General features: G+C 66.2%; 26 protein-coding genes. 17 read left to right on the top strand and 9 right to left on the bottom strand.

What is annotated here, in order from left to right:
- Positions 1–104: 104 nt before the first annotated feature.
- Positions 105–2,546 carry an AAA family ATPase gene (locus tag ACGFNJ_RS32045; protein WP_393456688.1) on the top strand — a complete coding sequence of 814 codons (2,442 nt, stop codon included), beginning with the start codon at positions 105–107 and terminating at the stop codon, positions 2,544–2,546.
- Between the two features lie 123 nt (positions 2,547–2,669).
- Here the strand turns inward: ACGFNJ_RS32045 and ACGFNJ_RS32050 are convergent, their stop codons facing one another.
- Positions 2,670–3,743 (bottom strand): alkene reductase, encoded by a 1,074-nt coding sequence (locus ACGFNJ_RS32050; RefSeq protein WP_393456691.1) that lies wholly within the window; start codon positions 3,741–3,743, stop codon positions 2,670–2,672.
- 111 nt (positions 3,744–3,854) lie between these two features.
- Between ACGFNJ_RS32050 and ACGFNJ_RS32055 the strand changes: the two genes are divergently transcribed.
- A complete protein-coding gene (locus ACGFNJ_RS32055) occupies positions 3,855–4,247 on the top strand; it encodes a MerR family transcriptional regulator (protein ID WP_393456694.1) in 393 nt (130 codons plus the stop codon).
- Positions 4,248–4,269: 22 nt separating this feature from the next.
- Here ACGFNJ_RS32055 and ACGFNJ_RS32060 read toward each other — a convergent pair whose 3' ends face one another.
- Together ACGFNJ_RS32060 and ACGFNJ_RS32065 are read right to left on the bottom strand one after the other, a co-directional pair.
- Positions 4,270–4,866: a hypothetical protein gene (locus tag ACGFNJ_RS32060; protein WP_393456697.1), complete on the bottom strand. Its 597-nt coding sequence runs from the start codon at positions 4,864–4,866 to the stop codon at positions 4,270–4,272.
- 130 nt (positions 4,867–4,996) lie between these two features.
- On the bottom strand, positions 4,997–6,247 hold the full coding sequence (locus tag ACGFNJ_RS32065; RefSeq protein ID WP_393456700.1) for a helix-turn-helix domain-containing protein: 1,251 nt from the start codon (positions 6,245–6,247) through the stop codon (positions 4,997–4,999).
- Between the two features lie 236 nt (positions 6,248–6,483).
- On the opposite strand from ACGFNJ_RS32065, the gene ACGFNJ_RS32070 reads away from it, so the two are divergent.
- The 7 genes from ACGFNJ_RS32070 to ACGFNJ_RS32100 all read left to right on the top strand — a co-directional run bounded on the left by ACGFNJ_RS32070 (position 6,484) and on the right by ACGFNJ_RS32100 (position 12,231).
- Entirely contained in the window at positions 6,484–7,131 is a 648-nt protein-coding gene (locus tag ACGFNJ_RS32070; RefSeq protein ID WP_393456703.1) for an MspA family porin, read from the top strand.
- Positions 7,132–7,806: 675 nt separating this feature from the next.
- Positions 7,807–8,157 carry a hypothetical protein gene (locus ACGFNJ_RS32075; RefSeq protein ID WP_393456706.1) on the top strand — a complete coding sequence of 117 codons (351 nt, stop codon included), beginning with the start codon at positions 7,807–7,809 and terminating at the stop codon, positions 8,155–8,157.
- Between the two features lie 12 nt (positions 8,158–8,169).
- A complete protein-coding gene (locus ACGFNJ_RS32080) occupies positions 8,170–8,352 on the top strand; it encodes a hypothetical protein (protein ID WP_141717790.1) in 183 nt (60 codons plus the stop codon).
- A 95-nt stretch (positions 8,353–8,447) separates the two neighbouring features.
- Positions 8,448–9,194, top strand: coding sequence for a hypothetical protein (locus ACGFNJ_RS32085; RefSeq protein ID WP_393456709.1), 747 nt, complete (start codon positions 8,448–8,450; stop codon positions 9,192–9,194).
- A gap of 149 nt (positions 9,195–9,343) precedes the next feature.
- Positions 9,344–10,048, top strand: a complete 705-nt coding sequence (locus ACGFNJ_RS32090; RefSeq protein WP_393456712.1) for a hypothetical protein — start codon at positions 9,344–9,346, stop codon at positions 10,046–10,048.
- Entirely contained in the window at positions 10,045–10,218 is a 174-nt protein-coding gene (locus ACGFNJ_RS32095) for a DoxX family protein (protein ID WP_393456715.1), read from the top strand. Before ACGFNJ_RS32090 ends, ACGFNJ_RS32095 begins: the two co-directional genes overlap by 4 nt.
- 459 nt (positions 10,219–10,677) lie before the next feature.
- Entirely contained in the window at positions 10,678–12,231 is a 1,554-nt protein-coding gene (locus ACGFNJ_RS32100; RefSeq protein ID WP_393456718.1) for an acyl-CoA carboxylase subunit beta, read from the top strand.
- A 19-nt stretch (positions 12,232–12,250) separates the two neighbouring features.
- Here ACGFNJ_RS32100 and ACGFNJ_RS32105 read toward each other — a convergent pair whose 3' ends face one another.
- Both ACGFNJ_RS32105 and ACGFNJ_RS32110 read right to left on the bottom strand, forming a co-directional pair.
- The gene (locus ACGFNJ_RS32105; RefSeq protein WP_393456721.1) at positions 12,251–12,826 is read right to left on the bottom strand and encodes a helix-turn-helix domain-containing protein; all 576 of its coding nucleotides are present in this window, start codon (positions 12,824–12,826) and stop codon (positions 12,251–12,253) included.
- A complete protein-coding gene (locus ACGFNJ_RS32110; RefSeq protein ID WP_393456724.1) occupies positions 12,823–13,317 on the bottom strand; it encodes a YbaK/EbsC family protein in 495 nt (164 codons plus the stop codon). The genes ACGFNJ_RS32105 and ACGFNJ_RS32110 overlap by 4 nt, the downstream gene beginning before the upstream one ends.
- A 534-nt stretch (positions 13,318–13,851) precedes the next feature.
- On the opposite strand from ACGFNJ_RS32110, the gene ACGFNJ_RS32115 reads away from it, so the two are divergent.
- The 4 genes from ACGFNJ_RS32115 to ACGFNJ_RS32130 all read left to right on the top strand — a co-directional run bounded on the left by ACGFNJ_RS32115 (position 13,852) and on the right by ACGFNJ_RS32130 (position 16,336).
- Complete coding sequence (locus ACGFNJ_RS32115) at positions 13,852–14,607, top strand: hypothetical protein (RefSeq protein ID WP_393456731.1); 756 nt, start codon at positions 13,852–13,854, stop codon at positions 14,605–14,607.
- 16 nt (positions 14,608–14,623) lie between these two features.
- On the top strand, positions 14,624–15,424 hold the full coding sequence (locus ACGFNJ_RS32120) for a hypothetical protein (protein WP_393456734.1): 801 nt from the start codon (positions 14,624–14,626) through the stop codon (positions 15,422–15,424).
- Positions 15,425–15,702: 278 nt separating this feature from the next.
- Entirely contained in the window at positions 15,703–15,942 is a 240-nt protein-coding gene (locus ACGFNJ_RS32125) for a hypothetical protein (protein WP_393456737.1), read from the top strand.
- Between the two features lie 52 nt (positions 15,943–15,994).
- Positions 15,995–16,336: a hypothetical protein gene (locus tag ACGFNJ_RS32130; RefSeq protein ID WP_393456740.1), complete on the top strand. Its 342-nt coding sequence runs from the start codon at positions 15,995–15,997 to the stop codon at positions 16,334–16,336.
- 1,318 nt (positions 16,337–17,654) lie between these two features.
- Here ACGFNJ_RS32130 and ACGFNJ_RS32135 read toward each other — a convergent pair.
- A complete protein-coding gene (locus tag ACGFNJ_RS32135; protein WP_393456743.1) occupies positions 17,655–18,098 on the bottom strand; it encodes a hypothetical protein in 444 nt (147 codons plus the stop codon).
- A gap of 333 nt (positions 18,099–18,431) precedes the next feature.
- Complete coding sequence (locus tag ACGFNJ_RS32140; protein ID WP_393456746.1) at positions 18,432–18,704, bottom strand: phosphopantetheine-binding protein; 273 nt, start codon at positions 18,702–18,704, stop codon at positions 18,432–18,434.
- Positions 18,705–18,901: 197 nt separating this feature from the next.
- On the opposite strand from ACGFNJ_RS32140, the gene ACGFNJ_RS32145 reads away from it, so the two are divergent.
- Positions 18,902–20,035, top strand: a complete 1,134-nt coding sequence (locus ACGFNJ_RS32145) for an FAD-dependent oxidoreductase (protein WP_393456749.1) — start codon at positions 18,902–18,904, stop codon at positions 20,033–20,035.
- 4 nt (positions 20,036–20,039) lie between these two features.
- Here ACGFNJ_RS32145 and ACGFNJ_RS32150 read toward each other — a convergent pair whose 3' ends face one another.
- Both ACGFNJ_RS32150 and ACGFNJ_RS32155 read right to left on the bottom strand, forming a co-directional pair.
- Positions 20,040–21,311 carry a wax ester/triacylglycerol synthase domain-containing protein gene (locus tag ACGFNJ_RS32150; protein WP_393456752.1) on the bottom strand — a complete coding sequence of 424 codons (1,272 nt, stop codon included), beginning with the start codon at positions 21,309–21,311 and terminating at the stop codon, positions 20,040–20,042.
- Positions 21,308–22,234, bottom strand: a complete 927-nt coding sequence (locus ACGFNJ_RS32155; RefSeq protein WP_393456755.1) for an ACP S-malonyltransferase — start codon at positions 22,232–22,234, stop codon at positions 21,308–21,310. The genes ACGFNJ_RS32150 and ACGFNJ_RS32155 overlap by 4 nt, the downstream gene beginning before the upstream one ends.
- Positions 22,235–22,398: 164 nt before the next feature.
- Between ACGFNJ_RS32155 and ACGFNJ_RS32160 the strand changes: the two genes are divergently transcribed.
- Genes ACGFNJ_RS32160 through ACGFNJ_RS32170 form a run of 3 tightly spaced genes read left to right on the top strand, consistent with a single transcriptional unit; the run spans position 22,399 to position 25,854 of the window.
- Positions 22,399–23,415, top strand: a complete 1,017-nt coding sequence (locus ACGFNJ_RS32160) for a ScbA/BarX family gamma-butyrolactone biosynthesis protein (protein ID WP_393456758.1) — start codon at positions 22,399–22,401, stop codon at positions 23,413–23,415.
- A gap of 13 nt (positions 23,416–23,428) precedes the next feature.
- Positions 23,429–24,745 (top strand): protoporphyrinogen/coproporphyrinogen oxidase, encoded by a 1,317-nt coding sequence (locus ACGFNJ_RS32165; protein WP_393456761.1) that lies wholly within the window; start codon positions 23,429–23,431, stop codon positions 24,743–24,745.
- Positions 24,742–25,854, top strand: coding sequence for an FAD-dependent oxidoreductase (locus ACGFNJ_RS32170; RefSeq protein WP_393456764.1), 1,113 nt, complete (start codon positions 24,742–24,744; stop codon positions 25,852–25,854). Before ACGFNJ_RS32165 ends, ACGFNJ_RS32170 begins: the two co-directional genes overlap by 4 nt.
- Positions 25,855–25,864 lie beyond the last annotated feature (10 nt).

The following is a 25,864-nucleotide window of genomic DNA, read 5'->3' on the forward strand; positions in this document are numbered from 1 at the left end:
CCGGTGCCGTGAACAATAAAGCGCGCCAACGCCAAACAGCGAAAAGGAGCCGGCATGAAGGCAAAGGTTGTTGTGCTCACCTCGCCGGCACGGCCGTGGGTCGCATGACTTTCGTCGGAAGGGACCCGGAGCTGTCGGCGATAGCGACAGCGCTGGAGGCGACCGCTGAGGGGCGCGGCGGTGTCATTGTCGCGGTCGGCGGCACCGGTCTCGGTAAGACACTGCTGATCGATCACGCGGTGCGACAGGCCAGCGACAGGGGCATCGAGGTCAGCCGGATCGCCGTGCTGCCCACCCAGCCTGCCGGTTTCGCCTGGGCCAGTCTGCTACGCAGCGCGGGCGGCGCACCGGAAGACACCGAACAACTGCTCGCGGCACCCTCCGCGGTCGAGATCGACGCGGCCTGCGCGCAGATCCTGGCCACCGGCCGACAACTCATCGCCATCGACGACATCGACCGAGGCGGCCCCGAACTGCTCGCGATCCTCGCCGTGTTCGTCTCGCGCCTCGCCACCCGCCCGACCGTGCTCGTGGTCACCTCGTCGGTGCCGTTGGGCGTCGGCGCCGAATTCGCACTGCCGAGATTCACCGAGGAGCAGACCGCGGCGCTGATCGGCTCCGCGCAACCCGACGTGGCCCGCGCGGTGTGGGCGGCCTCCGGTGGGGTGCCGGGCACCGTGGCCGCGCTCGTCGACGAGGTGCGCCGATTACCCGACGGCGTCGATCCCCTCGTCCAGCTCGCGCTGCTCGCGACGTCGTACCGCGGGACATATCCGCGAGTGACGATGAGCGCGTCGACGCTGGGCCGGATCGGGCGCAACATCGGTTTCCTCGACGTCGACCTGCCGACCATTCGCCTGCTCGAATTGGCCTTGGACCGGCCGGCGCCGCCGACGCAACGCGCCTCGCTGCTGGCCGGTCTCGCGTTCGAGCTGATGGGTGACGCCTCGTCCGTCGATCGGCGCCGGACACTGATCGCCGAAGCCACCGAACTGGCCGAGCTGGCCGGCGACCCGCAAACGATCGCCGAGGTCATCCACGCCGGAATGCACGCGCTCTGGGCGCCGGACGACCTGGACGCACGGCTTGCGAACGTGACCAGGATGGTCGCGCTCGCAAGTTCCTGCGGCAACCAGGTATTGGAGTGGCACGGGACATTCTGGCGGTTCGTGATTCTCATGGAGACGGGCCGGATCGCGGAAGCCGAAAGCACGCTGGCCGCCTACGAGCGCGCGACCTCCGGCGACCCGGTCGCCGAGATCACCGCCGTCGCGCGCCACGGCGTGATCTCCATCCTGCGCGGACGGTACGCCGCGGCCCGCGAACTCATCGACGCGATCCAGGCGCGCGGGCGCCGGGTGCGGTTCGCCGATATCGACCGCATCGTCACGACACTCACCACGGCGATCGCGGTGGACTGCGGGCCTGTGCAGCAGATAGACCACTCGATCGCGTTGTTCACCGAAGCGGCGCGGCGCTCGCCCGGCCACTATTACGAAGCATCGGCGGCCAGGATGCTCGCCGTGCGCGGCAGTCTCGACGAGGCAAGCATCGAATTGGAGCGGGTCCTCCCGCGTTTGCTCGACGGCTCGGGTCCGCGGTGGCTCGGTGCGATGGCCGATGCGTGCGAGGCGGCGGTGCTGACCGCAGACACCGCCGCGTGCCAGCGTCTGCTGACCGCGCTGACGCCCTACGCGGGCCGGTTCGTGATCTGGTTCGGCGCCAACATGACCAACGGTCCGGTCGAGCGCCACCTCGGTGCGATGTGTGTCGTGCTCGGCCATTACACCGCCGCCGTCCAGCATTACGAGCGCGCGGCCGCCGCCGAAGACCACATCGGCGCCCTGCCCGGTCTCGCGCGCACCCTGGCCGGGCTCGCGGACGCGCTGGAACGGCGCGGGCACGACGGCGACGCGGCCCGCGCCGGGACCGCGCGCGCCCGATCCGACTCCATCGCAACACGTTTGGGCATGCACCTGTTCTTGGAGCGGCGACGGCCCGCCGCCGACGAGTGGGCACTGCGCCGCGAGGACGACGACTGGATTCTGCACGCCGGTGCCGAACGCGTTCGGCTCCGCGATTCGCGCGGCATCGGCTACCTCCGCTTCCTGGTCGGTTCGCCGGGACGCGAAATCGCCGCGGCGCGACTGGCTTCCGGCGGCGCGATCGTGGAAACCACTGCCGCCGACCCGATCCAGGATTTCGAGGCCGTCCGCGCCTACCGAAAACGACTCGATCGCCTCGCCGCGGAAGCCGATGCCGCCGACCTCAGCGGTGATATCGACCGCTCGCGGCGGGTCGAGGCCGAGCGGGAGGCGATTCGCGCGGAGCTGCGGCGAATCACCGCACTCGGCGGGCGTTCTCGCACCTTCTCCACCGAGGAGGAACGCGCCCGCATCAGCGTCACCAAGGCATTGCGCGCGACAGTGTCGCGCATCGAAACCTCTGCCCCGCACTGCGCCGCGCACCTCCGCGCATCCCTGCGCACCGGCCGCTTCTGCCGCTACGAGCCCGCCGCAGGCGGCCCCGCCCGCTGGCGAACCTGAGCCGCGGACCTCGGTTCTTGGGGCTACTGGCGGCTGAATCCTCTGACGTCCCTGGACCGGACGACTGAGGTGCCGCTACCGCTGCGGGACCGCTGTCGCGAATCCCGCTGCGGCAGCTGAGGTTCAAGCGCTGTACTGATATGCCGGGTAGGTCAAGTAGCCGGTGTCGCCACCCTGGTAGTAGGTGTCCTCCTCGACGGGCGCCATCGGGAGGGCGTTGCGCAGCCGTTCGACGAGGTCGGGGTTGGCGATGAAGGCGCGGCCGAAGCTGATGAGTTCGGCGCCGAGGCCGAGCCAGTGATCGGCCTCGGCGCGCCCGACCAGCTTCGGCCCCATGGGCAGCACCGGGTTCATGATCAGCGTGCCCGGCCACGCGCGGCGCAGCTCGACCAGGATCTCTTCGTCGGCGGTGGCTTCGAGATGAATGTAGGCCACCTCGAGCCTGGCCAACTCGGTCAGCAGCGCGGTGTACAGCTCGAGCACGTCGGATTCTTCGACGCCCCAGAAGGTTGCGCCGGGCGAGAGCCGAATGCCGGTCCTGGCCGCGCCGATGGCGGCAATGGTCGCCGAGGTCGCCTCGACGGCGAACCGGATCCGGTTGGCGATCGAACCGCCGTAACGATCCGTGCGCAGGTTGGCATTCGAGGACAGGAACTGCGAAATCAAATAGCCGTTGGCGCCGTGCAATTCGACGCCGTCGAAGCCTGCCTCGACCGCACGGCGACCGGCGTCGGCGTAAGACTCTGCGTGCTCGGGGATTTCAGCGAGGTCGAGCGCGCGCGGCAGCGGCGCGGGTTGGCGTCCTGACGGCGTGAACACCAAACCGACGGCGGGAATCGCCGAGGGCCCGGCGGGTTGCATGCCGATCGTCTCCGGATGCGACACCCGCCCGCCGTGCATGATCTGCGCGAACAGGCGCCCGCCGTTGGCGTGCACCGCGGCGGTCACCGGACGCCACGCCGCGACCTGCTCGTTGGTGTACAGACCCGGCGTCCCCGGGTTGGACTGTCCGATCAGGCTGGGCTGCACTCCCTCGGTCACGATCAACCCCGCGGTCGCCCGCTGGGCGTAGTAGGTCGCCATCGACGGCGTCGCCAGGCCGCCCGCGGCGGCACGGACTCGCGTCATCGGCGCCATCACCACCCGGTTGGGCAGCGTCAGACCGCCGAGCTGGTAGGTGTCGAAAAGTGTTGTCACAGCAGGCTCCTCGTGCTCGGTACGCCCGGATCGGCGTGACAACTACGCTAAAATCTCACATGGATGTGAGGGGCAAGACCTTATGCCACAGGTCACACCAGAGAGGGCACCGTGCGCATCGGCGAATTAGCGACTCGAACCGGAGTCAGCATCAGATCCCTGCGGTACTACGAGGAGCAGGAGCTCCTGTCCAGCGTCCGCAGCGCCAGCGGGCAACGGCACTACCCGGACAGCGCCGTCGACCGGGTCGGCTTCCTCCAGCGGATGTTCACCGCAGGTCTGTCCAGCCGCACCATCGTCGAATTGCTGCCGTGCGTCGATGCGCCGAGCACGGACACCTCGGACGCCGCGCTGGAACGCATGCTGCAGGAACGAGACCGGCTGTCGGCACACATCACCGACCTCATCCACACCCGCGACGCACTCGACCAACTCATCGCCACGAACCGAGCGCATCGAGACAGTCTGCACACCGTCGCCGCGAGCGCCGCTGGGTGTGTCTAGCTCCGAGGCCTGCGCATCCCGATCATTCGGAGTCGCTGTCTCGCACGCCCTCGGTGTCGGGTCCCTCGTCGGGACTCTGGCCGATTCTGCGCGGCTTCGCCACCCGCCGAAGACCAACGCCATGAGCCTCGTCACCGGCCTTTTTCCGCCGCGCCGCACCGAAATCGAGGACGCTGCCGTCCTGCTCGATGGCGGGCGAATCGGCGTCAGGGCCGGAGTACCACGCGGGGCCGATATGCCACGTTCCGGTTTCCTGCTCCAGCTCCGCGCGCAGCACGGGCCTGGTCGGTGGGGCGGCGTCGAAGACGGAGTCGCCTGCCGAACGCCACGTTTTGGGGGAATGCTCGCTTGCTTCCTCCGACATGCGCCGCGGACGGCGCGGCAGCCGGGTCACGGTTGAGGTGTCGTCTTCCGCGGGTTCTTCCGCGGTTTCCTCCGACATGCGCCGCGGGCGACGCGGCAACCGAGCGGCCTTCGCCGGGCTGTCTCCCGTTCCGGGAGCGCCCGTCTCGGCCGCTTTCATCGCTTCGAGCTTCTTGCGTAGACGTTCCACCGCATCGAACCTGTGCCCGCCGTGCCCAGGCGAGGATCCCCCGCCCGGCACTTCCTGGTCCGACATCGAGCTAGCAGCCGGTGGGTGCGGTGGCACCCGCGGAAACGCCCGGCTGAGCTCTGAACTTCTTCCATCTAGCGTCGATCACGCCCTCATTCTTCCCTAGTGCCCGCAGCGCACCCACTCCGGAAGCGCCTCAGGTGATGGCCGGATGATGCAGGCTGGCGATGAGGGCGACCACGAGCAGGATTATGAGGGCCGCCGCGGTGAACGGAGTAATGGCGGGCGGGAGGTTTCCGGTGGCGAGGGTGAGGGTGTACACAGCGATCGCGGCCAGGCCTGCCGCTTGCATGACGCGGACAACGATGCCGAGATGACGCGGGGGTCGGTTGCGGTTGTCGGTGGGTGCGATGGCGGCGAGGGCGAGTAGCGCGGTGAAGGTGGTGAAGCCGAATTCCGCGCTGGCGACCAGATCGGTGGCGGCGTCGGCGACGGTGTAGACGGTGGCCAGCACGCTCGCGATCGCGTGCGCGCCGAATGCCGCCGCCAGCAGGCGTGACTGGGTGATTCGTGCGCCGCTCAAGGCCGCGAGCAACGCTATCGTGAACAGGGCTCCGTCGGCGAGCGGGTACAGGTAGGTCAGCCAGATCTGGATGTCGTCCGGGCTGTCGGGGTCGTTGTCGAGCAACGCGGTGAGGATCCAGATCGCGGACGGGACCGACAAGGCGACCACCGCGATGAGCGCGACGGTGCGCCCCGTGCGCATCCGGAGCGCCCAGGTGGGGTGGATGGTGCGCAGGCGCAACCACATCGCGACGATCATCAGCAGCGAGTAGCCGTGGAAGCCGAATTCGGCGACCGTGGTGCCGAGCTGGTGGTCGTCGCGGATGTCGTGCACGAAGATCCAGTACACCATCGCCACGGTCCAGCAGGCGCTGGCAAGACAGGCAAGCAGTAGCCACCGTCGGTCGGCTCCCTCGGCACGCCGCGCGCGGCTGCCGAACGCGATGGTCGCGGCGGTGGCGAACACGGTTTGTGCGACGTCGCCGAGCCAGCGGTCGGCGGTCGACTGCGCCGGTATCGCGTTGTGCGCGATGGCCAAGATGATCAACCCGATCGTCACGACCGAACATGCCGGGACGAACCAGGGGTGACGCTCCGGCTCGGGCTGCGGCGCGGGCTCGTCGACAGCCGTCGGCGGCGTGCCCGCAGAGGCCCACAGCCACAACGGTTGCACGTCGCCGCTGGCACCGCCGAGGACTCGGGTGATCGCGGCGATCGACGACCACGAGGGGAGTTTGTCCTCGGTCGAGAGTGCGCGCGAGACGGTGGTGTGGCTGACCTGAGCGCGGTGTCCGATCGTCCGCAAACTCAGCTCCGGATGTTCGCTACGAAGTTGCCTCAACTGTTGCGCCAACGCTTCGCGCCCCTGATCGCGATGGTTCACGGATCGAATTCTAGGGGTCGAGCTGTCACAGTGGCGCGGATCACCCGCCGGAGTCGACACCGTTGATCAGCTTGTGACCTGTGGCAACCCAGGTGTGACATGGGTTTACAGCCCGGTGTGACAGGTGCACGGGTTCCGTTGACAGCCAGGTGCCAGTTCTAGTTGCCGAGTCGATGCGGGAACCCGCGCCGACCGCCCCCACACGACACCTCAACTCAGGAAGGGCAGGGACAGACATGGTCACCACACGCACCGCACTCGCCGCCGTGCTCACCGCATCGATCGCCGCGGGCCTGCTGGCCCTGAGCACAGGCACCGGCCGGGCAGACACCGTCCCCGACAAGTACCGCGGCGTCGACACCGACGACAGCTGGCACCTGTCGGTCACCAAGACCAGCGAGAACCTCGACCGCTATCCGAACCTGGCCGCGACCATGTTCACCCGCGAAGGCTTCGTCGCCCTCAAAGCGGTCGCCGAAGTGACCGGGGCAGGGAAACAACCGATCTCGTCGGGCACCGTCACGCTCGGCTACCAGATCGGCTGTCAGGTCGATGTGTCCACCGGGCTCACCGTCGGCATGGGGTTCTCCGTAGGCCCGAATGCCAGCGTCACCGTCTCCCAGTTCCCCGCGGTCACCCTCGGCGCGAATGCGTCGGTGAGTCCGAACATTTCGACAACGGTCAAACCCGGCGGCATCACCACCGTCGAGTTCGGCGCCAAACCCCTTGCCGGACCGCGTGCTTCGATCACCGCCGACCAGGTGGAAATCAAGATCGACGCCTGCATGGGGCCGGTGACCTTGCGCTCGTATGTGACCGCCCGGATCTCCACCCCGACCGCCGACAACTCCGTCAGCGTCTACGGCGATCCCATCTGGCTGTGAGCCGGTGCGCGTATCGCGCTGAAAGTCTTTGTTTCCCTGACGATTACCAGAATTCGGAGAGCGATCATGCAGCCACCCGATCGTAGGTTCGCCGCGGCACGGCGGCCGTTGGTCCGCGCCACGACCGTGGCCGCGGCCCTGCTGGTCGCCTGCGTCGCAGTCGTAGTCGCTGACACGGATGCGCCGCCCGCGCAGGCGGGGCCGAACATTCCGTGTGCGCAATGGCAACAGATGCATCCGGGCTGGCCGTGTATCGATGTACCGGACCCGCCTGCACCGCCGCCTCCCGGACCTCCGACGACTCCCCCGCCGCTGCCGACACAGGCGATGCCAGGACAACCCGCGCCAGGCAAGGGTGGCGGCACCAGCGCAGGCGCGCTCACTCCCCCTGCGGTCGGTCCGGGTAACGGCACACCGATTGTTCCCGTCCCCGGAGCCGAGGCTCCGCCGGCTTGGCAACCGCCGCCGACGATTTCGCCGCCGCCCGCCGGTTCGTCGCAGCCATCGGCATCGCCACCGGCGCCGCTCGCCGCGGCCGCACCACAACCGGCACCGCCCGATCTGTGCGGTTCGGCGGCACGGCAGCTGGGTGCGGCTACCCCGGCGGGCGGGAGTTGCTCGATCCTCGAGCCGCGGTCGAACGTTCGCCAGAGCGGCGGCCCGCCAGTGCGCGAGGTGAGTTGGCTACCGGGCTGCATCGGTCCCCGCAACGCGTCGGGTGGCTGCGCATGGGCACATCCGACGTGGGATCTCAGTCATGAACAGAGCGTCAAATTGCAAACCGCACAAAAGAGCGCCTCACGGACCGCATTCTCCGCGTATTGCGCCGCAATCGTCGGGGCGGCCACGATCGAAACAACGGTCGGCGCACTGGTTGCCGCGATCGGCGCGGCCGCGATCTGCGGGGTGATCTACGATATGTTCGGCACCAATCCGGATCCGCTCGGGCCAAATGACCATATCAGGCTGATATTCGACAACACCGTCGTCCCGCCGAACGTGACAACAATAATCGTGCGAGGCTAGAGGGAGATGAACATGAATGGTCACGACCGCACCAGAGATCGAATTCTCATTGTTGCCGTATTCCTCAGTTTCGCGACATTGCTGTTCCTGAATCCGCGCGTTGCCGCATCGGAAGACGTGCCGTTGACGATCGCGTTGATCGTGGCTGCGGGTATCGGTCTCGTGGCGTTGTTCCGAAAAGTCAGGGGACAGTAATGCCTACCGTCGCATTCGTCGCGTTCGTCGCCGCGATCCTCGTCGCCACCCTCATCGCGCGGGTCAAGACCGGGAGTTGGCCGGATTTCGCCGAGGTGCCGTCGTTCTGGCGGCCCATCGCCTCGGCCCTCGTCCTCGTCACCATCGCCGCTGTCATCCTGCGGATCACCGACAGCGACGCGAACCCCAAGTACGGGTCGATGGTGTGGTCAGTCGTGTTGAGCGGTCTCGGTTGCGCGGTCCTGCTCACGGTGCTGACCGACGTCCGATCCCGTCGTACCGCCGGGAGCATCGTGTGCGCGGTCGTCGGTATTGCCTTCGGGTTGTGGTCGCTGGGCAACGGCCCGACCTGGGATACCCAACAGGCAATGCCGGCCACCTTCGATGCGGCAACGCTGAGCGCCGCGCAAAAGATCGATCGCACGCCGGCGATTTCAGGGATCGCAGCCCCGGGAGATTGCGTGGCGCTGTCGTCGACGGAAGGAAATAGTCCCCGGGCAACGACAACCGGCTGTGCGGATTCCGCCGCAGGCTACCGAGTCATTGCCGTCGTCGACCAGCCCGAACAATGCCCGAAAGATATCGATCAACGATATTTCTCGGCGAATGAAACGGGCGCGGCGGCATTGTGTCTCGATTACAACTGGACCTCGTCGAAATGCCTGAAAATCGATGCCGGCGGAGCCACCGCCGCACCATGCGACACCCAGGGTGCACAACGCCCGAGTGCCGTGATCACCGACGCCACCACCACGACCATGTGCCCGAACGGAGGTTATACGCACACCGCACGCCGATACACCGTATGCACCGATCTTCAGACAGCCGCCCCAAAACCCTGAGCACGCCATGGAATCGGCCCGTTCGGCCAGGACGCCGACCCGCGGATGACAGCGACGCGGTTCCGACGGAGGGGACGGAATCGCACCGCTGACAGCGGACAGCGTCGGCCGACCGAGTCCCGGCAAACTCGGACATGCATGATGGGCGAATGCTTCCCACTGACCAACTGGCTCAGGCAGAGCGTCACCCGGCGGTGATCGACACGCCACTCGGCACCGTCGGTTTCTCGGTCGCGCTGGGCGGGGACGTACTACCTGCTGAGCCAGATGCCTTGTGGTGCTTACCGAATGGGACGCATCTGCATCGGTGGCGGCATGCCAGCGCAGCGGTCGATCTGCTGATCGGAAGCATCGATATCCAGCCGTGGGACGGCGGCGCCCCCGTCCCGGTGTGGGCCGGGATCTGGCAGGTGCAGGCACGCACAAAAGTGCCGGGACTGGTGGTCTCGACCGAGTTGTCCGATCTTCCCGTGGACGCTTTCGGCGGCCGCGACTCCGCCGAATGCCTCGCCGCGGTGAGTGTGGAGAACGCGCATTTCATGGTGTCGGTCGGCGGGCCGGACGCCGAGCTGCTCGCCATGCAGGCGGCGGACGGTCGGCTGATGCCTACCCGCTGGGCGCGCCTGCTGCCGACCGACGAGGACGAAACCACCGAATACGGTGTGCGGTACGCAGATCCGGCTCAAATCACCTGGCTGCTGCCCGACCTGCACACCACCGAGGTGGCCAGGCTGTGCATCGCAACCGCCTGGTGCCCGCGCGACGATGATCGGCCCGCGGCTTGGTATGCCGTTGATGTTCCCCTCGACACCGCGTACCACCATCTCGTCCATGATCTCGGTATCGCCCGTTGAGCATCCCCAAGCGAGGAGGCCGGATTGCCGCCGCGATCGGACTGGTCCTGCATTTCGGCCTGGCCATCGGATTCCATGTCAAAGGCAAGGACTGGGGAAATATCGCGGCCCCGATCGTGGCGCTGTCGCTCGCGGCGGCGGCGCTGGCGTTGCGCATGCTCTCGATGTGAGATGCCGGTCTTCGATGAAATAGCCAGGGCCACATGGTCTTACCGCTTGGCGGCGTGCACGGCCACAGGCACTTGCCGGACGTACAGCCGGAACCCTTCGGCCTCCGGCTCGAACCCAGCGAGGTGTAGAGGCGGTGCGCACCGTCGGTGGCATGCCTCTTGCCGGCGCCGTGCCGTCGCGGCCTGCCGAGCAGTCCCGCCGGATTTGAGTAGATCGTGGATTGTCAAGACAGCCAAGAGATCTTCATGGTCCCGTCACCCAGATGACAAGGTCGCTCATGCGGCGGTATGCCGTGCGCGGAGGAAGCCGAATGCTCGGGCCCGACCTGTTGGCGAATCCATAGGAACACGTCACGAACTGTGACCTGTCCCGCATCTGGCTTCCGTTATCGCGTTCTTGCCGCTACACCGCTTACCGTCGCGTGAGCACGACAGTTGGTGAGGAAGGTGGCGGCAAGCGTGGTAGGTACCCAGGCGAAGCTGGATGAACTGGTCAAGATCCTGGCAATCGCTGAGGAACCCGCAGGTGAAAGCGGTATTGCCAAGCGGGAGAAGAAGGGTATTCCGAGCGTCCGCGAGCGAGTGCACATGCTGCTCGACCGTGGGACGTTCATCGAGACCAGCGCGTTGGCTCGTCAGCCCGAACAATCGGACGCCCTCTACGGCGACGGGTTGGTCACCGGTCGAGGGTTGATCGGCGGTCGCCCGGTGGTGGTGATCGCCCACGACCAGACCGTGTACGGCGGGTCGGTCGGTGTGACTTCTGCGCGCAAGTTCATGCGGGCATTGCAGTTCGCGTTCGACAACGCCTGCCCGGTGGTGACGATCAACGATTCCGGTGGCGCGCGAATCCAGGACGCGGTGGGGTCGATCGCGTCGTTCGGTGATATTTCCCGGGTGCTGGAGAAGCTGTCCGGCTATGTGCCGCAGGTGTCGATCATTCTCGGCAAGTGCGCCGCGGGTTCGGTGTACGGGCCGATCAACACCGACGTGCTCATCGGCACCCGGGATTCGTACATGTTCGTCACCGGTCCCGAGGTGATCAAAGCCGTCAACGGTGAGGACATCACGGCCGAGGAGCTCGGCGGCGCCGAGGTCCAAGCCAAGCGCGGCACCCTGCATCACGTGGCCGACACCGAGCAGGACGCCTACGAGTGGGCCCGCCAGTACCTGAGCTACATGCCGACGAGCTGCCTCGAGCAGCCGGTGCTGGTGAATCCCGGCCTGGAGCCGGAGCTCACGGCCAGCGACCAGGAACTCGAGCGGATCATCCCGGATTCCGATCGCTCCGGCTACGACATGCACGAGATCCTGCTTCGCATCTTCGACGACGGTGCATTCCACGAGGTCCGCGCCGCGTTCGCGCCGAATCTGATCACCGGATTCGCGCGGGTCGACGGCCATCCGGTCGGCGTGATCGCGAACCAGCCGTTGGTGCTCGGCGGGTCGATCGACGCCGCCTGCTCGGACAAGTCGACGTACTTCATCCGGCTCTGCGACGCGTTCAACATTCCGCTCGTGTTCGTCGTCGACACCCCTGGCGTGCTGCCCGGCCTCGACCAGGAAGCCAACGGCGTGATCATCCGCGGCGGCCGCGTGCCGCGCGCGATCATCGAGGCGACGGTGCCGATCATCAACCTCGTGGTGCGCAAGTCGTACGGCGGCGCCTACGGCATGATGGCGGCCAGGCAGGTCGGCGCCGATATCAGCTTCGCCTGGCCGACGGCCCGGATCGCGGTGATCGGCGCGGAAAGCGCGGTCGACCTCATCGGCAAGCGGCAGTTGGCGGCGCTACCGCCGGAGCAGCGGGCCGGCGCGCGCGAGTTCATGGTCAACCACTACAACGAGACGATCGCCACCCCGTGGATCGCCGCCGAACGCGGCTACATCGATGCTGTCATCGAACCTGCCCGCACCCGTTTGGAAATCCGGCAAGCACTGCGGTTGTTGCGCGACAAGCCGCCGGTCAAGCCGGAGTTCAATCCGCGCAAGCATTCGGTGTATCCGATGTGAGTGCCCCGAAACCGGCTGTCTACCAGCCGGTTACCGGGTAGGTCATGACCAGCACCGCCTCGACGTTGTCCGTCGTCGCCTCATAGAAGTGCGGAACGTCGGCGCCGAAGACCACGAAATCCCCTGCGGTCACCTCAGCGGGGGCGTCGACGGCGCCGACGCGCAGACCGCCGCTGGCGAGGTGCAGGTGCTCCACCGTGCCGACGGAATGCGCCGGGCTGTCGATTCTGTTGCCCGCCCGGCGGATTCGTATTCGCCAGATCTCGACGGACGCGCCTGCGCCGACGCGCTGGAGGAGTTCCTGTTTGCTGTACTCCGGTTCGCTTGTGCCAGAACGGATCACGGCATGAGTCGGCGCCGTCGCAACGATGAGGTCGCCGAGCGGAAGTCGCAGCGCCACCGCGATGGCGGACAAGGTGTCGATGCGCGGATTGCCCGCGCCGGATTCCAGCGTGGACAACGTCGCCTTGCTGATTCCCGACTGGCGGGCCAGTTCGGCCGCCGACATGCCCCTGGCTTCCCGCATTCTGCGGATCTGCCCGCCGATCGCCGCGCCTGCGCCGTCGAGCTGCGTGCCGCTTTCCGGCTCGGTCATGGTTCGTACTGCGCGATCTTCTCCGTGCGCGGCTGCGCCAACGCCTGATAGTCGCTGGTGCGCAACGCCATTGAGCGATCGAGCCGGGCGGCGTTGAAGTACAGCTCTTGAGTGTCGAGCAGTCCCGGGTCGGCGATGAGTTCGAGGTCGGGGTGAAAAGTGAAGGGCAGGATGGTGCCTGCCACCGACCCGGCCAGATTTTCGGCGATCTCGGGTGTCGCGAAGGAGACGTAGGTCCCGTCGAAGAGGTCGCGGACCGCCGTGAGGTCGACCTTCGCGTCGCCAGGCACCACGGCCAGCACGTAGCGCTTCGACTTCTTGCCGATCTTCACCATCACGACCATGCATTTCGCCGCGTCGTGCAGGTCGTTTCCGCGCATGGGGCTCACCAGGTCGGTTCGGCCCTCCGGCTCGTGGTCGATCAGCCGGTACTTCGCTTCGCCGGCGTCGAGGAAGTCGATGAGGCGTTGGTAGGGGTCACTGGGGGTCATGCGGGCCTTCCTCCGGCTACAGAGACTTGACGAAGGTTCAGTAAACTGAACGTTTGAGGTGACTATACTGGACGATGTGGCAATGCAAGAGGCTCGGGAGCAGCTGAGAGTCGGGCCTGGGGGCACGAAAAGCTCGGTCAGCCATAGGGCTTCGTGGCCTAATCGCCGCCGCATTGCGCGTTCGAATGCGCGCAGAGAGAGGCCTGCGGAGAAGTTTTGTACTCCCGTGCGCTACCGCCGCGATACCGCACTGCCAAATCCGGCAAAGAATATTGGCAGTCCACTGCGGCCTGCGGTGCGCGGACCGGTCGCACGGGCGGGAGTTGTTGTGGCGCTTGCTGTTGTTGTCCACGCCAGCTGTCGAATAGGGCGACATCTGCGTGAACTGCCCATTTGACAAAACGAATGCGGCCGGACAGGGTAAGTTCGGCCGCCGGAGCGGTGGGTGGGTTACTCGAATGGGGGTTTGATGCTGATTCCTGGGAAGAGAATGCTGTCCGCATCAGCGGCCGGCGCTCGCAGTGAGGTGCGGTGATGGCTGCCAAAGGCTTCTACAACCATTACGACGATCCGGATGAGTTCTGGGACGAGGAACCACTCGCCCCGCAATCCAGATCCACGCCTACGCCGCCGCCTCCCGTCACGCCGCCACCTCCGCCGAGCCCGGCTCCGCAGTCGGCACCGAGCGGGCCGGAGTCCCACTTCGCCGCCGTCGGTATCACGCCGCCGCCCAAGCCTGCCCTGGTAGACGTGGTGGTCGGCCTCGACCGCCTCCCGACAAGCATCAAGTTCGGCCGCAGTTGGCAGAACACCTACGAGCCGCCGCAGTACGCGAAGTCGATCATGGACGCCTACGACTACGCGGTGGTCGAGCTGGCGGCGCGCCTGATCGAGGCCAGGACGCTGCCGCCGACGACCGTCCCGTCGCTCCGCGACGCCACGCCGCTGCTGTTGCGCACCCGCACCTATGACGAGTTCCGCGAACTCTACGACCACCTGTACATCGAGCATCCGTACACGGTGCACGGGCCGGGATACAACGCGCACGGCGAACCGACGCTGACCGTCACCGCGACACTGTCGAAACTCGTTGCGATCAAACTGGATCCGAATTGGGCCGCGTCGATCGACCCGAACTACATCGCGCAAGACATTCTCGACTGCTGCACGCAGATCAGGGCCAAGCGACCCGAAATCGTCCGGGACGTCTACCTCGATCAAGAGTCCACCAAGCAGCTGGCAGGTCGCATGGTCGAGCACGAACGGTATCTGCTGAGGAACGAGTCTTGATGAGTGGGGATGTGTAATGGGCGATAATCTGACCACAGAAGTTCTTGAAAAGCTCAGGAAAGATTACGAAAAGAAGCTCGAGGAAGTAAAGAAGGTTCCTGACACGATCAATGACACGGTGGACGATCTCAAATGGTTTTCTTATCCGGCATGGGTGATCGTGACTGATGTCAGGGATGATATTCAGGACAAGCTGAAAGAGCTGTTCAAGAAGCTCGAGGAAGCCACTGAGGGAATGTGGGCTCCTTGGTTGTTCGTCGATTACGCGTCCAAGTGGCAGGTAGTCGGCACCGAAGTCGGCAATGCCTACGGCTTCTCGAACAATCGCACGGTAAATCTCGAAGGCCGGTGGGACGGTAGCGCATACAAGGCCTACAAGACCACGAAGGAAGGCCAGCAGACCGCGATGGTGACCATGCGGTCGATGTGCGAAAAGATCCACGACGAGCTGTTGGTCGTTGCCGAAGAAGGGCGCGGACTGTACACGCTGATCGTCAACAAGCTGGCGACGATCATTGCGAACGTCGCAACGTTCGCGGCTGAGACACCCGCAACGGCAGGCGCTGCCTCCATCTGGACGGTCAACAACCTCAACAATGCCGTCGTGGCTGCCGTTGAGCTCGTGGTCGAGGCGATCACCAAGTTCGTCGAAGTGGAGACGAAGGTGTACAAGGCGTCGAACGAGCTCACCAATCTCATCAAGCATCCGACCGGCATCGGAATTTCCAAAGACGGCAAGGACGTCTGGCCGACCACTGAGAAGACGCAGTTCGACAACAAGGATGACGACTGGCATTTGGACGGCGAGGACAAATGAGCGCATCACGAGTCACCACGATTGCGGCTCTTGCCGCTGCCGTCTGCGTGATAGCAGGTTGCAGCCCGAAACCGGACACAACGATCTCGAGCATCCAAGAGCCGCCCGCAGCGGCCGAGAAGTGCCCGCCCTCAGCAGAACCGAACGGGCCTGACGCACAGGCCCTGTCGACGGAATTCGCAAAACTGCAGCTTCCGTTGGGTACCTGCTACTTCAATGTGTACGCATCTCCGTCGAGTCGACATGCCGGGAAGTTGTGGGTCACTGTGGCTTTCCGCATGCCGGCCCCGACTCTCCCCGACCACCTGCGCCCGATCGCTACCGATGTCGCCCATCTGTTGAAGAAGACGGAAATCGGGCAACGAACGGCCGTGTTGGACGTGAACAACATGGGTGGACTGGTGGCCGCTAAGGAACGCGTCCTGATCACCGACGAGAACTTCGAAGCTCACCCGTGGGACGGCAGCCCGTCCAGGGAGGCCGAATTTGCGATATGGACCCCCAAGCCCCCGGACTGAGGCCGCCCGTCGATCAGCGCTCCGGCACGAACTCATGAGGGAATGAGATGTCATGACCAAAGACCTGAAGGTAGAACTCGGCGCACTCGAGGACGTATCCAAATCCTGGATCAACGAAGTGTCGCCGGCCCTGACGAAAGCAGCCACGTCTATCGACGAGCTGAAGTACTCGCAACTGCAGTTCGGCCCCCTGTTCATCGGGACCTGGAACGCGTACACAAAAGCGGCAGAGTACATCCAAGCCCGCCTCAAGGAAGCCGCACCTGCCGCGACAGAGATCGGCAATGCCTTGCACTCCGCGGTAGGCAGCTTCGCCCAGCAACAAGACGACCAGGCCGGAAAGATCACGAAGCTCGAGCAAGAGAACGACTCGGAGATCAAGCACTCCAAGTAGCCGCCGAGCCCCCACCCCCGAACCCGCATACCTTTGCCTTCCCGCACACGGTTTCGTCGGCGATTCGCTGTTCGGGAAATCAAACGGTATGCGGGACAGAGTCTTTGATCTTGGGATTCTCGAAACGGGAGCACAGCCAAGTGACCCGGCTGGGACAAGAGAACGCGTGAGCGACTGCGGAGGTCAGCCGGGTACGGCAGACGACGCAACCACGCTAATCCGGTGCAAACCCTTGGCTGCCGTACTCGCCAGGAGACCGTGGAGCCGAGGAAGCTTTGCCCTCGCCGAGCCCAAAGCGGCACGGCCACAGACCAACCCGCCCCGTGGGGCGCGGCCTCGGACGCGCGCCCTCGGACGGGCGCGGCTTTGGGGTTGGTGCGGGTTTCGTAGGGCGTGTTGCGTTTGGGGTGGTGATTCTATCTTTGATCTTGGGATTCTCGAAACGGGAGCACAGCCAAGTGACCCGGCTGGGACGAGCGAACGCGTGAGCGACTGCGGAGGTCAGCCGGGTACGGCAGACGACGCAACCACGCTAATCGGGTGCAAACCCTGGGCTGCCGTACTCGTCAGGAGACCGTGGAGCCGAAGGAGCTTTGCCTTCGCCGAGCCCAAAGCGGCACGGACACAATCCAACCCGACCCGTGGGGCCGCGGCCTCGGAAGCGCGCGGTCTCGGACGCGCGGCTTTGGGGGTTGGTGTGGGTTTCGTAGGGCGTGTTGCGTTTGGGGTGGTGGTTTTATCCGCGGGTTGAACGGTCTCCTGGCGAGCAGGACAGTTTCGGGGTTTGCACTGGATAGCGTGGTGGCGTCGTGTGCCGTACCCGGCTGACCTCCGCAGTCAGTCACGGGTTCTCTCGTCCCAGCCGGGTTGCTTGGCTGTGGTCCGGTTCAAAGATCTTTTCGGGGAAGTGATCTCGAGGGAGGTTGGCGGGAGTCGTATGGTGGCCGTTTTCGGGCGGGTGGCAACCATAGGACTCCCGTCAATGGCGCGCAGCAACCATTTCACTACCGTCAACGCCGCTCGGCAACCATTCGACTACCGTCAACGCCGCTCGGCAACCATTCGACTACCGTCAACGCCGCTCGGCAACCATTTCTCTCCCGTCAATGCGGGTCAACGACCAATTCTCTGACGTCGATGCGAGGCTCGCCTGCTAGGCATGGTTCCGGCGCGAGAGTTGGTGCAGCCATGTCCCGTTCGCGTGGGTAGCGTGCGGGTGTGTCTCGTCGAGTGGGACGTGGGTGCGGTTGCGGGCACTCCGCCGCTACCCGGGAGGTGTCGACCTCGGCTACTGGCCTGCCTCGCAGTCGATTTGGGTTTACGTCAAGGTGTATTGGGTGCGGGAGATTCGGAAGGTGTGCTGGCCGTTCGTGCACTGGATGCCCTGGGTTGGGGGTTGGCCGGTGCAGGTTATGGGGCCGTTGGTGATGGTGTTGCCGGGAGGCAATTGGGGGCCGGGGCGGTAGATGCCTGTTCCGCATGCGTAGCTCAGTTGGGTGGTGCCGGTTCTGGCGAGGGTGAACTTCGGGAATGGGACGGCGGGCGCCTCGCAGGTCGGGGCCGGGATCGGGAGCTGGTATGTGGCGAAGGAGGCTACGCACCACACTTGGGCGTCGTCGAGGGCGCATGCGACGGTGACGGTGTAGGGATCCCCGTCACTGAACCATTGGGTGCCCGCGTATGCGGGTCCCGCTGAGAAGAGCAGGATCGGCACACCGGCGGCGACAACCGCCGCCGAACGCAGCAATGATGCGATTCTCATGTCCCACATGCCCTTTCGTGAACCACCCGGAAGCACGGATGCATCGGGTCGATGGCCCGAAAATGGAGCGTCGCCGCCATCGAATTCGGCTCTGCGACTACACAACCCATGCTGCCCAGCGAGCGACCACCAGTCCAGGCGCAGTCCGCTGAACGAACCAGCACCCGATCCCGGCATCGTCGCCCGAAGACCAAGTGCTGCCCGTCGTATCGAACGGCCCCCCGGATTCAGCAGCCTGTCCGCGATCCGGGCGACCGGAATGAACTCCCACAAACCATCTCGACTGTTCACAGAGTTTGTAACCCTTGTGAATAGCGCCGAGCCTCTGTGAACCTATTCGGGCCGAGGGTCAGGCGCGGCACTCTTCGAGAGCAGGCCCGCGTCGATCAGGTCGACGATGTCCGCGATCGTCCAGCAGGAGACCAACTCCTGTTCGGTCAGGCGGACACCGAGACGTTCGTCGATGGCGACTATCCCGATGGCGGCGGCGACGGAGTCGAATCCCAGGTCGCCGATGAGGATTTCCGCGGGGTCGGCGTGTGGGACTTCCATGCCGAGATCGGTCTCGAAGATGTCGAGCAGCACGTGCAACGTGGCGTCGGTCAAGGGACCTCCTCAGCCGCGCGAGGTTCGGAATGCGGGTGGCACAGCGAGCGTATCGACCGGCGTCGCGGCGGTCCTGGGCCCAATGATCCGACTGTGCTCAACGAATGGTCCGGTTCGGCGCAGAGATCAACTGTCGGACGATGATCCGGTCCGGTCCTGGAAATACGCTTGGCGGGATCGGCGAGGAAGGAACGATCATGATGCCGGGCACACCGCGAATTCTGGTCGTCGGCGGCGGTATCGCAGGCCTCACCTTGGCTGCGGCGTTGCGGCGCAACGGTATCGAGCCGACGGTTGTCGAGAAGGTGGCCAGGTACGGCGATGTCGGCTACGTGATCACCCTGTGGCCGATGGGACGCTTGGTGGTCGACCACCTCGGACTCGGTGACCGGTTCGAGGCGCTGACCGTGCCGATCAACGCCTACTCCACCCATACCGACGGCGGCGGCAGGCTGCGCGATTTCGATTTCCGCGGCCGCCTAGGCGACGACGGTGTCCCGAGGGCGCTGCGGCGGTCCGAATTGATCGAACTGCTCGGGTCGTTCGGCGGGGGCACCGAGGTGCGCATGGCGCGCACAGTGGCCGGCCTCGACCAAGACGACAACGTCGTCCTGGTCCGTTTCGATGACGGCACAACAGCCGAGTTCGACGCGGTGGTCGGCGCCGACGGCATCGATTCGGGGATACGCAGGCTGGTCGCAGGCAACGTGCCGATGCGTCGCAGCGGGCTCCGGCTGTGGACCTGGTGGACACCGGGTTTCGGCGTCGCTCCGGACGAGTCCCACGAGTTCTGGGGTGTAGGACGATATTTCGGCTACAACCCGACGACCGGACAGGTCGGCTGCGCCGCCGCCCTCCGCGCCTCCGGCGCACCGACCACGCCGACGCAGCTGCGCGACCGGCTATACGGCGTTGCCGGACAGCAGAATTGGATGATCGAAGCACTCGGCGACATCGACCGTGTCGGCTCTTTCGATCTCGACGATCTGCGGCTGCCGAACTGGCGCTTCGGCCGAGTGGTGTTGCTCGGCGACGCGGGCGCGGCGTTCCTGCCGACGGCCGGTGTCGGCGCATCGATGGCGATGGAGTCCGCCCTCGTGCTCGCCGAGGAGCTGTCGAAGGTCGATGCCGCCCAGGTACCCGACGCGCTGCGGCGGTACGTCGGCCGCCGCCGGACCCGAGTCGACGCGGTGCAGAATCGCTCCCGCTGGCTGATCCCTGTCATGCAGCGCCGCACCAGATTCGGGACCGCGGTACGCAACGCCGTGGTGCGCGCGATGCCCGAGAACATGGTGATCTCGGAGATCACCCGCTGGAATCCGCAGCCATGACAAACTAGCCGGCTCGCGACACCTCGTCGGCATCGAGCAGCAGCTCGCGCAAGCACTCAGCGAAATCCGTGACAGCACAGGGCAGTACCCGCGGGTCCGCCACCACGCCGACGGTCAGTTGATCGCGCAGGATCAACGCGGTCACCATTAGCTCGTCGGCCATCAGCGGCGACAACGGCAGCGTCGTACGCACGGCACGCCCGAATACGGTGTACCGCAAGGTGAATCCCGGCGTGATGCTGACGCTGAGCTGGCACGTGTCGCGCACCATCCGAGCCATCAGCCAGCTCTGCCCGCGCCACGGCAGGTACTGCAGATCCACACTCGCCGACGCGAGCGCCCGCGCCTGATCGACCGGATCGATGGCGGCCATCCGTTCCCGTACTGCCGCAACCCGATCGGTCATTCGCGCGCCCGACGTGTCGACATCGAGGAACGCGGACGCGGTGGCGTTGCCGGTGTGGCGCAACTCAGAGTCGAGGGTCACCGGCACCATGATGCGCAGGCCGTCGGTCGTGGCCCGCGCGGTCATCTGCCGATAGGCTTCGGCGGCGGCAGCGAGCAGATACTCGGTGCTCGACCCTGCTGCGCTCGCCGCGCCTTGCCGTAACCGCCGTATCGGAATCGAGAATTCCGCGACCGCCCTGACGCAGTCCGCCGGCGGAAAGGGCGCCGCCCGCCCGCCTCTGCGCACCGGACGCGCGGCGCAATACTGCCGAGGCATCTCGACGCAGGTGCGCCACGTGAGCGCCCGCTTGAACGGAAACCGCGGCGCGGTAACGAATCTGGCGTGATCACCGACCCCGTCTGCATCGACGACAAGGGCAGCGAATCCCGGTGCGGCCACGCCGTCGCTCAGGCAGTGGTGCACCCGGAGCAGCACCGTCTGGCTCCCTCGATCCTCCTCATCGACGAGCGTGACGTCCCAGAGCGGCGCGGTGCGACTCATCGGCGTCGCCATGAGTTCCTCGACCGCACGCAACAGCGCAATGCGATCCGCCACCACCGCTCGCCGCACCCTGGTGTGTGGTTCCGCGGCGTCGGCATGCACGAACGCGGGGCGCCTGCGAAGCCGCTCCGGCAGGCACAGCCGATACATCTCGTGCTCGCGCACCCGCATGGCCACCCTGGCACGCAGCTGTTCGATGGTGATCGGCTCGCCGGGTTCGAGCGAGAGCCCGAGCATCCAGTGCATCGGATGACCGATGCTGTCGAGACGCAAATGCACACAATCCAATTCGGTCAGGCGATCCCGGCCACTGAAGCTGCCTCTCACGGTTCCCACTCTCCTGGATAGCCGAAGTACCGCACCGACGGTGCCTGTTCGCCTCGCCCGATCGCCTTGGCCAGCACCCGACTCGGCCCGACCTCCACCAGCCGCGTGCAACCGAGCCTGCTCAGCGTCGCGAGCACGGCGGTCCACCGCACCGGCGCGGTCAGTTGCCGCTCCGCCAGATCACGCCACCGCGCAGCCGAATACAGGCCGGCGTCGACATTCGCGACCACGTCGACTCCGGTCGCCTCGAAGTCGACCGCGTCCAACGCCTGGCGCAGCGGCGGCGCCGCGGACGCCATCAGCGGCGTGTGGAACGCCCCACCGACCGGAATCCGCACGACCTTCAGCCTGGCCAGCTTCGCCGCCTGAGCGACCGCGTCGACACCCGGCGAAGTCCCGGACACCACAAGCTGCCGCGGCCCGTTCACGTTGGCCACCCACACCTGCGCACCCTCCGCACGCGCCGCGGCGGCGAACTGTTCGACGACATCGCTACCCGCGCCGAGGATCGCCGCCATCGTCCCCGGTAGCCGCTCGGTGGCGACCCGCATCGCCGCGCCACGCGCCGCAACCAGTCGCGCACCCGCAGAGGGCGACAACGCGCCCGCCGCCACCAACGCCGTGTACTCCCCCAAGCTGTGCCCCGCGCACGCACGCACCTGCCCGATCAGCCGGTGCTCGGTCAAATAGTCCAGCGCCATCAACGACATCGTGAAGATCGACACCTGCGCCGCATCGGTGCTCCGCAACCGCTCTTCGCCGGTGCGCAGCACCAACTCGGCCACGTCGTATCCGGTCCATTCGGATACCTGACCGACGATGCGCCACTGGCGCGTATCCCGCCAACGCTCGCCCATGGCCGGTCGCTGTGCGCCTTGACCCGGGAAGATCAACGCACACTGGGCCGAGCGCGTATCGAGCACCGCACGAGCGTATCGCCCGCTGCGGCACCGGTATTCGGTCAGACGTTGAGATCACGTCAGCGAACGCACGATGATTCGCGCCGGCCCCGTCGATACGCTCCCCGAGAGACGAACGCGCAGCCAGGCGGCTGCGGCACGGATAAGCGCCTCGCAGGAGGGGAACCGTGGACACCACAGCAGTGACAACCCGGCCTACGCCGGATGGTGATCGAAACGCGTTGTCGGAGTTGCGCTTCGAACAGACGGTGCCGCGCTCGCTGGTGCATCGCAGCGCGGTCAACGAAGTATTCCTCACCGACGCGGCGGTCATCGGCAAGCGCGAATGGGCAGTCGCCGCGATGCTCCCGCGCAGCCACATGCTCTTCAACGACGGCGGCAATCCCGACTATCTGGACACCATCGCGATCATGGAGGTCACCAGGCAGGTGACCGAGTATGTGGCGCACGAATTCGTCAAGGTGCCGGACAACCAGTTCCTGGTCTTTCGCGATATGCGCATCGACGTCTTCGCGCCCGAAAGACTGCGCACCGGACCCGATCCCGCGCGGGTGGTGACCATCGTCAACGCCCGCACCTCCGAGGGACTCGCCAAGCACCCGGTGACCATCATCGTCGACGGCAACGAGTGTGCGCGGGCCGGCGGGCGCTGGCTGCCGCTACCACTGCATTACTACGAGTACATCCGCCAGCGGGCGCGCACGAAGACGCTCGGACGCAACCCCGAACCGACGCGCGCGGTCGATCCCTCGTCCATGCTCGCCCCAGACCGGGTCGGTCGCCATCATCCGAAGAACGTCCTGCTCGCCGAGGGGGCGCGGACGACGGACAGCGGGATGACGTTCCTGCTGACCTTCGATCCCGCCCATCCGTTCTTCTTCGACCATCCGATGGATCACGTGCCGGGCATGCTGATGCTGGAGGCTGCCAGGCAGGCTTGCTTGGCGACGCTCGTCGAGCACAGGGGCACCGCGGCGCACCACTGCCTGATCGTCGGCTGCGATGTCGATTTCGGCAACTTCTGCGAACCCGATCTGCTCACCCGATGCCAGGCAACGGTAGCCGAAACCACTTCCGCCGGTGCGACTTCGGACCGACATCGGGTGCGCGTCGGCTTCGAGCAGGCGGGCGAGTCGCTCGGCGCGATCACCCTGGACGTGCTCGACGAATCCGGTTCAGGCTGAGGAGGGCAAGCCGATGACGACACCGGACCGAGTCGCGGTGGTGGGGGCCGGTGTTTCCGGTATCTCCGCCGCGCTGGCGCTGCATCAGGCCGGCTGCGCGGTGGAGATTGTCGAACGCGACGACCGGATCGGCGGCCGGATCGGCGTCGCCGCACTCGGCGACCGCGAAGTGCTGTTGGGCGGCAAGAACATCGGGCGCGGCTACACCCGGTTGCGCGCGCTGCTCGAACGCCTCGGCGGTACCGGATATGAGCCGTTCGGCATCAACACCTCGCGGATCGTCGCAGGCAAGCTGGTCAGCCTCGACAGCGAGAATCGCACCGAGGCGATGGGCGCCATTGTGCGCATGTGCGATTGGCGTGACCTGATCAAACTGGACGGCATCGCGCGAAAGGTGCGGACAACGGAGTCGGCGCGTTTCCTCGGCTCCGATCTGGCCAGGAAGCTCGGCCGCCACGACGATCGGCCGCTGTCCGCGCATTTTCACCGCAACACCGCCGACCACTTCCTGCGTCCGATCACCGTCCGGATGAACGGCGCCGAACCCGACGAAGCCTACTTCGGCAACTTCGCCGTCAATATGGGCATGTTGATCGACCGCTTCGACCAGCCGACCACCGGACTCTCCGCGTTGCTGGCACGGGTCGAGTCGCTCGTCGAAATCCGGTACCGCACAGCGGTTACCGGCATCACGAAGGCCGACGGCGACGTGCTCCTCGACCTCGTCGACGCCAACGGCAGACCGACACGGACGCGCTACGACGCCGTCGCCGTCTGCACCCCGGCCCATGCGGCCGCGCCGATGCTGGCGCCGCTGTCGGAACCCCTTGCGGGACTGCTCCGTTCGGTCCGATACTTCCCGGCAACGGTCGCCGTCGTGCACTACGTGCACGATGTCTTCGCCGCCGACGTCCGCGCCATCGCGTTGGACGATCAGCCGTGCAGCAACGCGGGCAGCTATGGCAGAGCGACGAGAAACCTGGTCCGCTATACCTTTTCCGGTAGACGCGGCCGCCTGACCGATCCCACCGACACCGAGGTCCTCGACCTGGTCGCCGACACCGAGCGGCGACTGCGCAACCACCTCGGCATCGCACCGCAGTCCAGCACGGCTGCGGCGATCCGGCATTGGCCGCAGGCATACTGTGGCTACCTGCCGCACTACGGCGACTTCTTGGACGCGCTCACCGCCGCGACCGCTCCGCACACCGGCATCGCCTTGGCCGGTGACTATCTGCTCGGCACCTCGCTGGAGGCATGCTGCCGCTCCGGCGAAGCCGCCGCCGCGACACTGCTTTCCGCGCCGCTGCCTCAGGGAGCCACCAGGTGAGAATCCTGATCGTCGGCGGCGGCATCGCCGGGCTGACCCTGGCCGCGCGGCTGCGCCAACGCGGGCTGCGCCCCACCGTGATCGACACGATCAGCAGCTACGGCCATGCCGGATCCGCTATCACGGTGTGGCCCACCGGTAGTCGGGTGTTGCACGGTCTCGGCCTGTGGAACTCCTTCATCCACACCAGCGCGCCACTGCAGCGCTACGTCGTGCACGATCGCGACGGGAAGGTGTTGCGCACCTTCGACCTCGACCGGCTCGGCAAGCGAGACGGCCTGCCGCGCGCGGCGCCCCGCGCCGAGCTGCTCGCCATCCTGGAGTCGGCGAACGGCGGCACACCGGTCGATCTGGAGACCGAGGTGGCCATGATGCGCCAGATCGGCTCGACCGTGCGCGTCCGGTTCGACGACGGCAGAGAGCGCGATTTCGATCTGGTTGTCGGCGCGGACGGCATCCGTTCCCGAACCAGGCAGCAGGCCGAATTGCATACCGCCGAGCACCGATTCGGCTGGCGCATCTGGTGCTGGTGGGCGCGGCGCGGTGTGACGCCGCCCGGCGAGCTGCACGAAACGTGGGGTCTGCGCCAGATCGTCTCGGCCTATCCGACACAGGATCGCGTCGCCTGCTTCGTCGCGATCTCCCGGTCGTTCAACGACACAGGCACCGAGCCATGGCCGCCGAACGATGAGAGCCGCGACAGCCTGATCCTGCGCACACTGCGCGAGGCCGACCGGGTGGAATGTATCGATCTGGTGGAAGTCACGGTGCCCCAGTGGATCCGGGGACGAATCGTGCTGCTCGGCGATGCCGCCGCTGGGCTGGTTCCGACCACCGGCATCGGCGCCTCGCTGGCGATGGAGTCGGCAGCGGTGCTCGACGACGAGCTGGTGCGGGTCGACACCGCGCACATCGACATCGCCCTCACCAGATTCGCCCGCCGCCGCATGCCGAGGGTCGACGCCGAACAGCACCGTGCCCGAGTGGTCGGGGACGTGATGATGCTCGAATCGCCGATCGCCCGGCACTTTCGCGATCTGGGGCTGCGCTATTTCCCGACACCGGTGATCTGCCGCGAACTCGACCGCTGGAACAACATCCCCATGTAGATCCCGAGGG

Source organism: Nocardia sp. NPDC049149 (assembly GCF_043197455.1).
Taxonomy (GTDB): Bacteria; Actinomycetota; Actinomycetes; order Mycobacteriales; family Mycobacteriaceae; genus Nocardia.

Coding starts and splice junctions, on each gene's coding strand:
- ACGFNJ_RS32145 (WP_393456749.1), top strand. CDS start 18,902: ATGATGCCGGGCACACCGCGAATTCTGGTCGTCGGCGGCGGTATCGCA.
- ACGFNJ_RS32120 (WP_393456734.1), top strand. CDS start 14,624: ATGGGCGATAATCTGACCACAGAAGTTCTTGAAAAGCTCAGGAAAGAT.
- ACGFNJ_RS32110 (WP_393456724.1), bottom strand. CDS start 13,317: ATGACCCCCAGTGACCCCTACCAACGCCTCATCGACTTCCTCGACGCC.
- ACGFNJ_RS32130 (WP_393456740.1), top strand. CDS start 15,995: ATGACCAAAGACCTGAAGGTAGAACTCGGCGCACTCGAGGACGTATCC.
- ACGFNJ_RS32105 (WP_393456721.1), bottom strand. CDS start 12,826: ATGACCGAGCCGGAAAGCGGCACGCAGCTCGACGGCGCAGGCGCGGCG.
- ACGFNJ_RS32070 (WP_393456703.1), top strand. CDS start 6,484: ATGGTCACCACACGCACCGCACTCGCCGCCGTGCTCACCGCATCGATC.
- ACGFNJ_RS32115 (WP_393456731.1), top strand. CDS start 13,852: ATGGCTGCCAAAGGCTTCTACAACCATTACGACGATCCGGATGAGTTC.
- ACGFNJ_RS32045 (WP_393456688.1), top strand. CDS start 105: ATGACTTTCGTCGGAAGGGACCCGGAGCTGTCGGCGATAGCGACAGCG.
- ACGFNJ_RS32125 (WP_393456737.1), top strand. CDS start 15,703: ATGCCGGCCCCGACTCTCCCCGACCACCTGCGCCCGATCGCTACCGAT.
- ACGFNJ_RS32080 (WP_141717790.1), top strand. CDS start 8,170: ATGAATGGTCACGACCGCACCAGAGATCGAATTCTCATTGTTGCCGTA.
- ACGFNJ_RS32165 (WP_393456761.1), top strand. CDS start 23,429: ATGACGACACCGGACCGAGTCGCGGTGGTGGGGGCCGGTGTTTCCGGT.
- ACGFNJ_RS32090 (WP_393456712.1), top strand. CDS start 9,344: ATGCTTCCCACTGACCAACTGGCTCAGGCAGAGCGTCACCCGGCGGTG.
- ACGFNJ_RS32135 (WP_393456743.1), bottom strand. CDS start 18,098: ATGAGAATCGCATCATTGCTGCGTTCGGCGGCGGTTGTCGCCGCCGGT.
- ACGFNJ_RS32060 (WP_393456697.1), bottom strand. CDS start 4,866: ATGTCGGACCAGGAAGTGCCGGGCGGGGGATCCTCGCCTGGGCACGGC.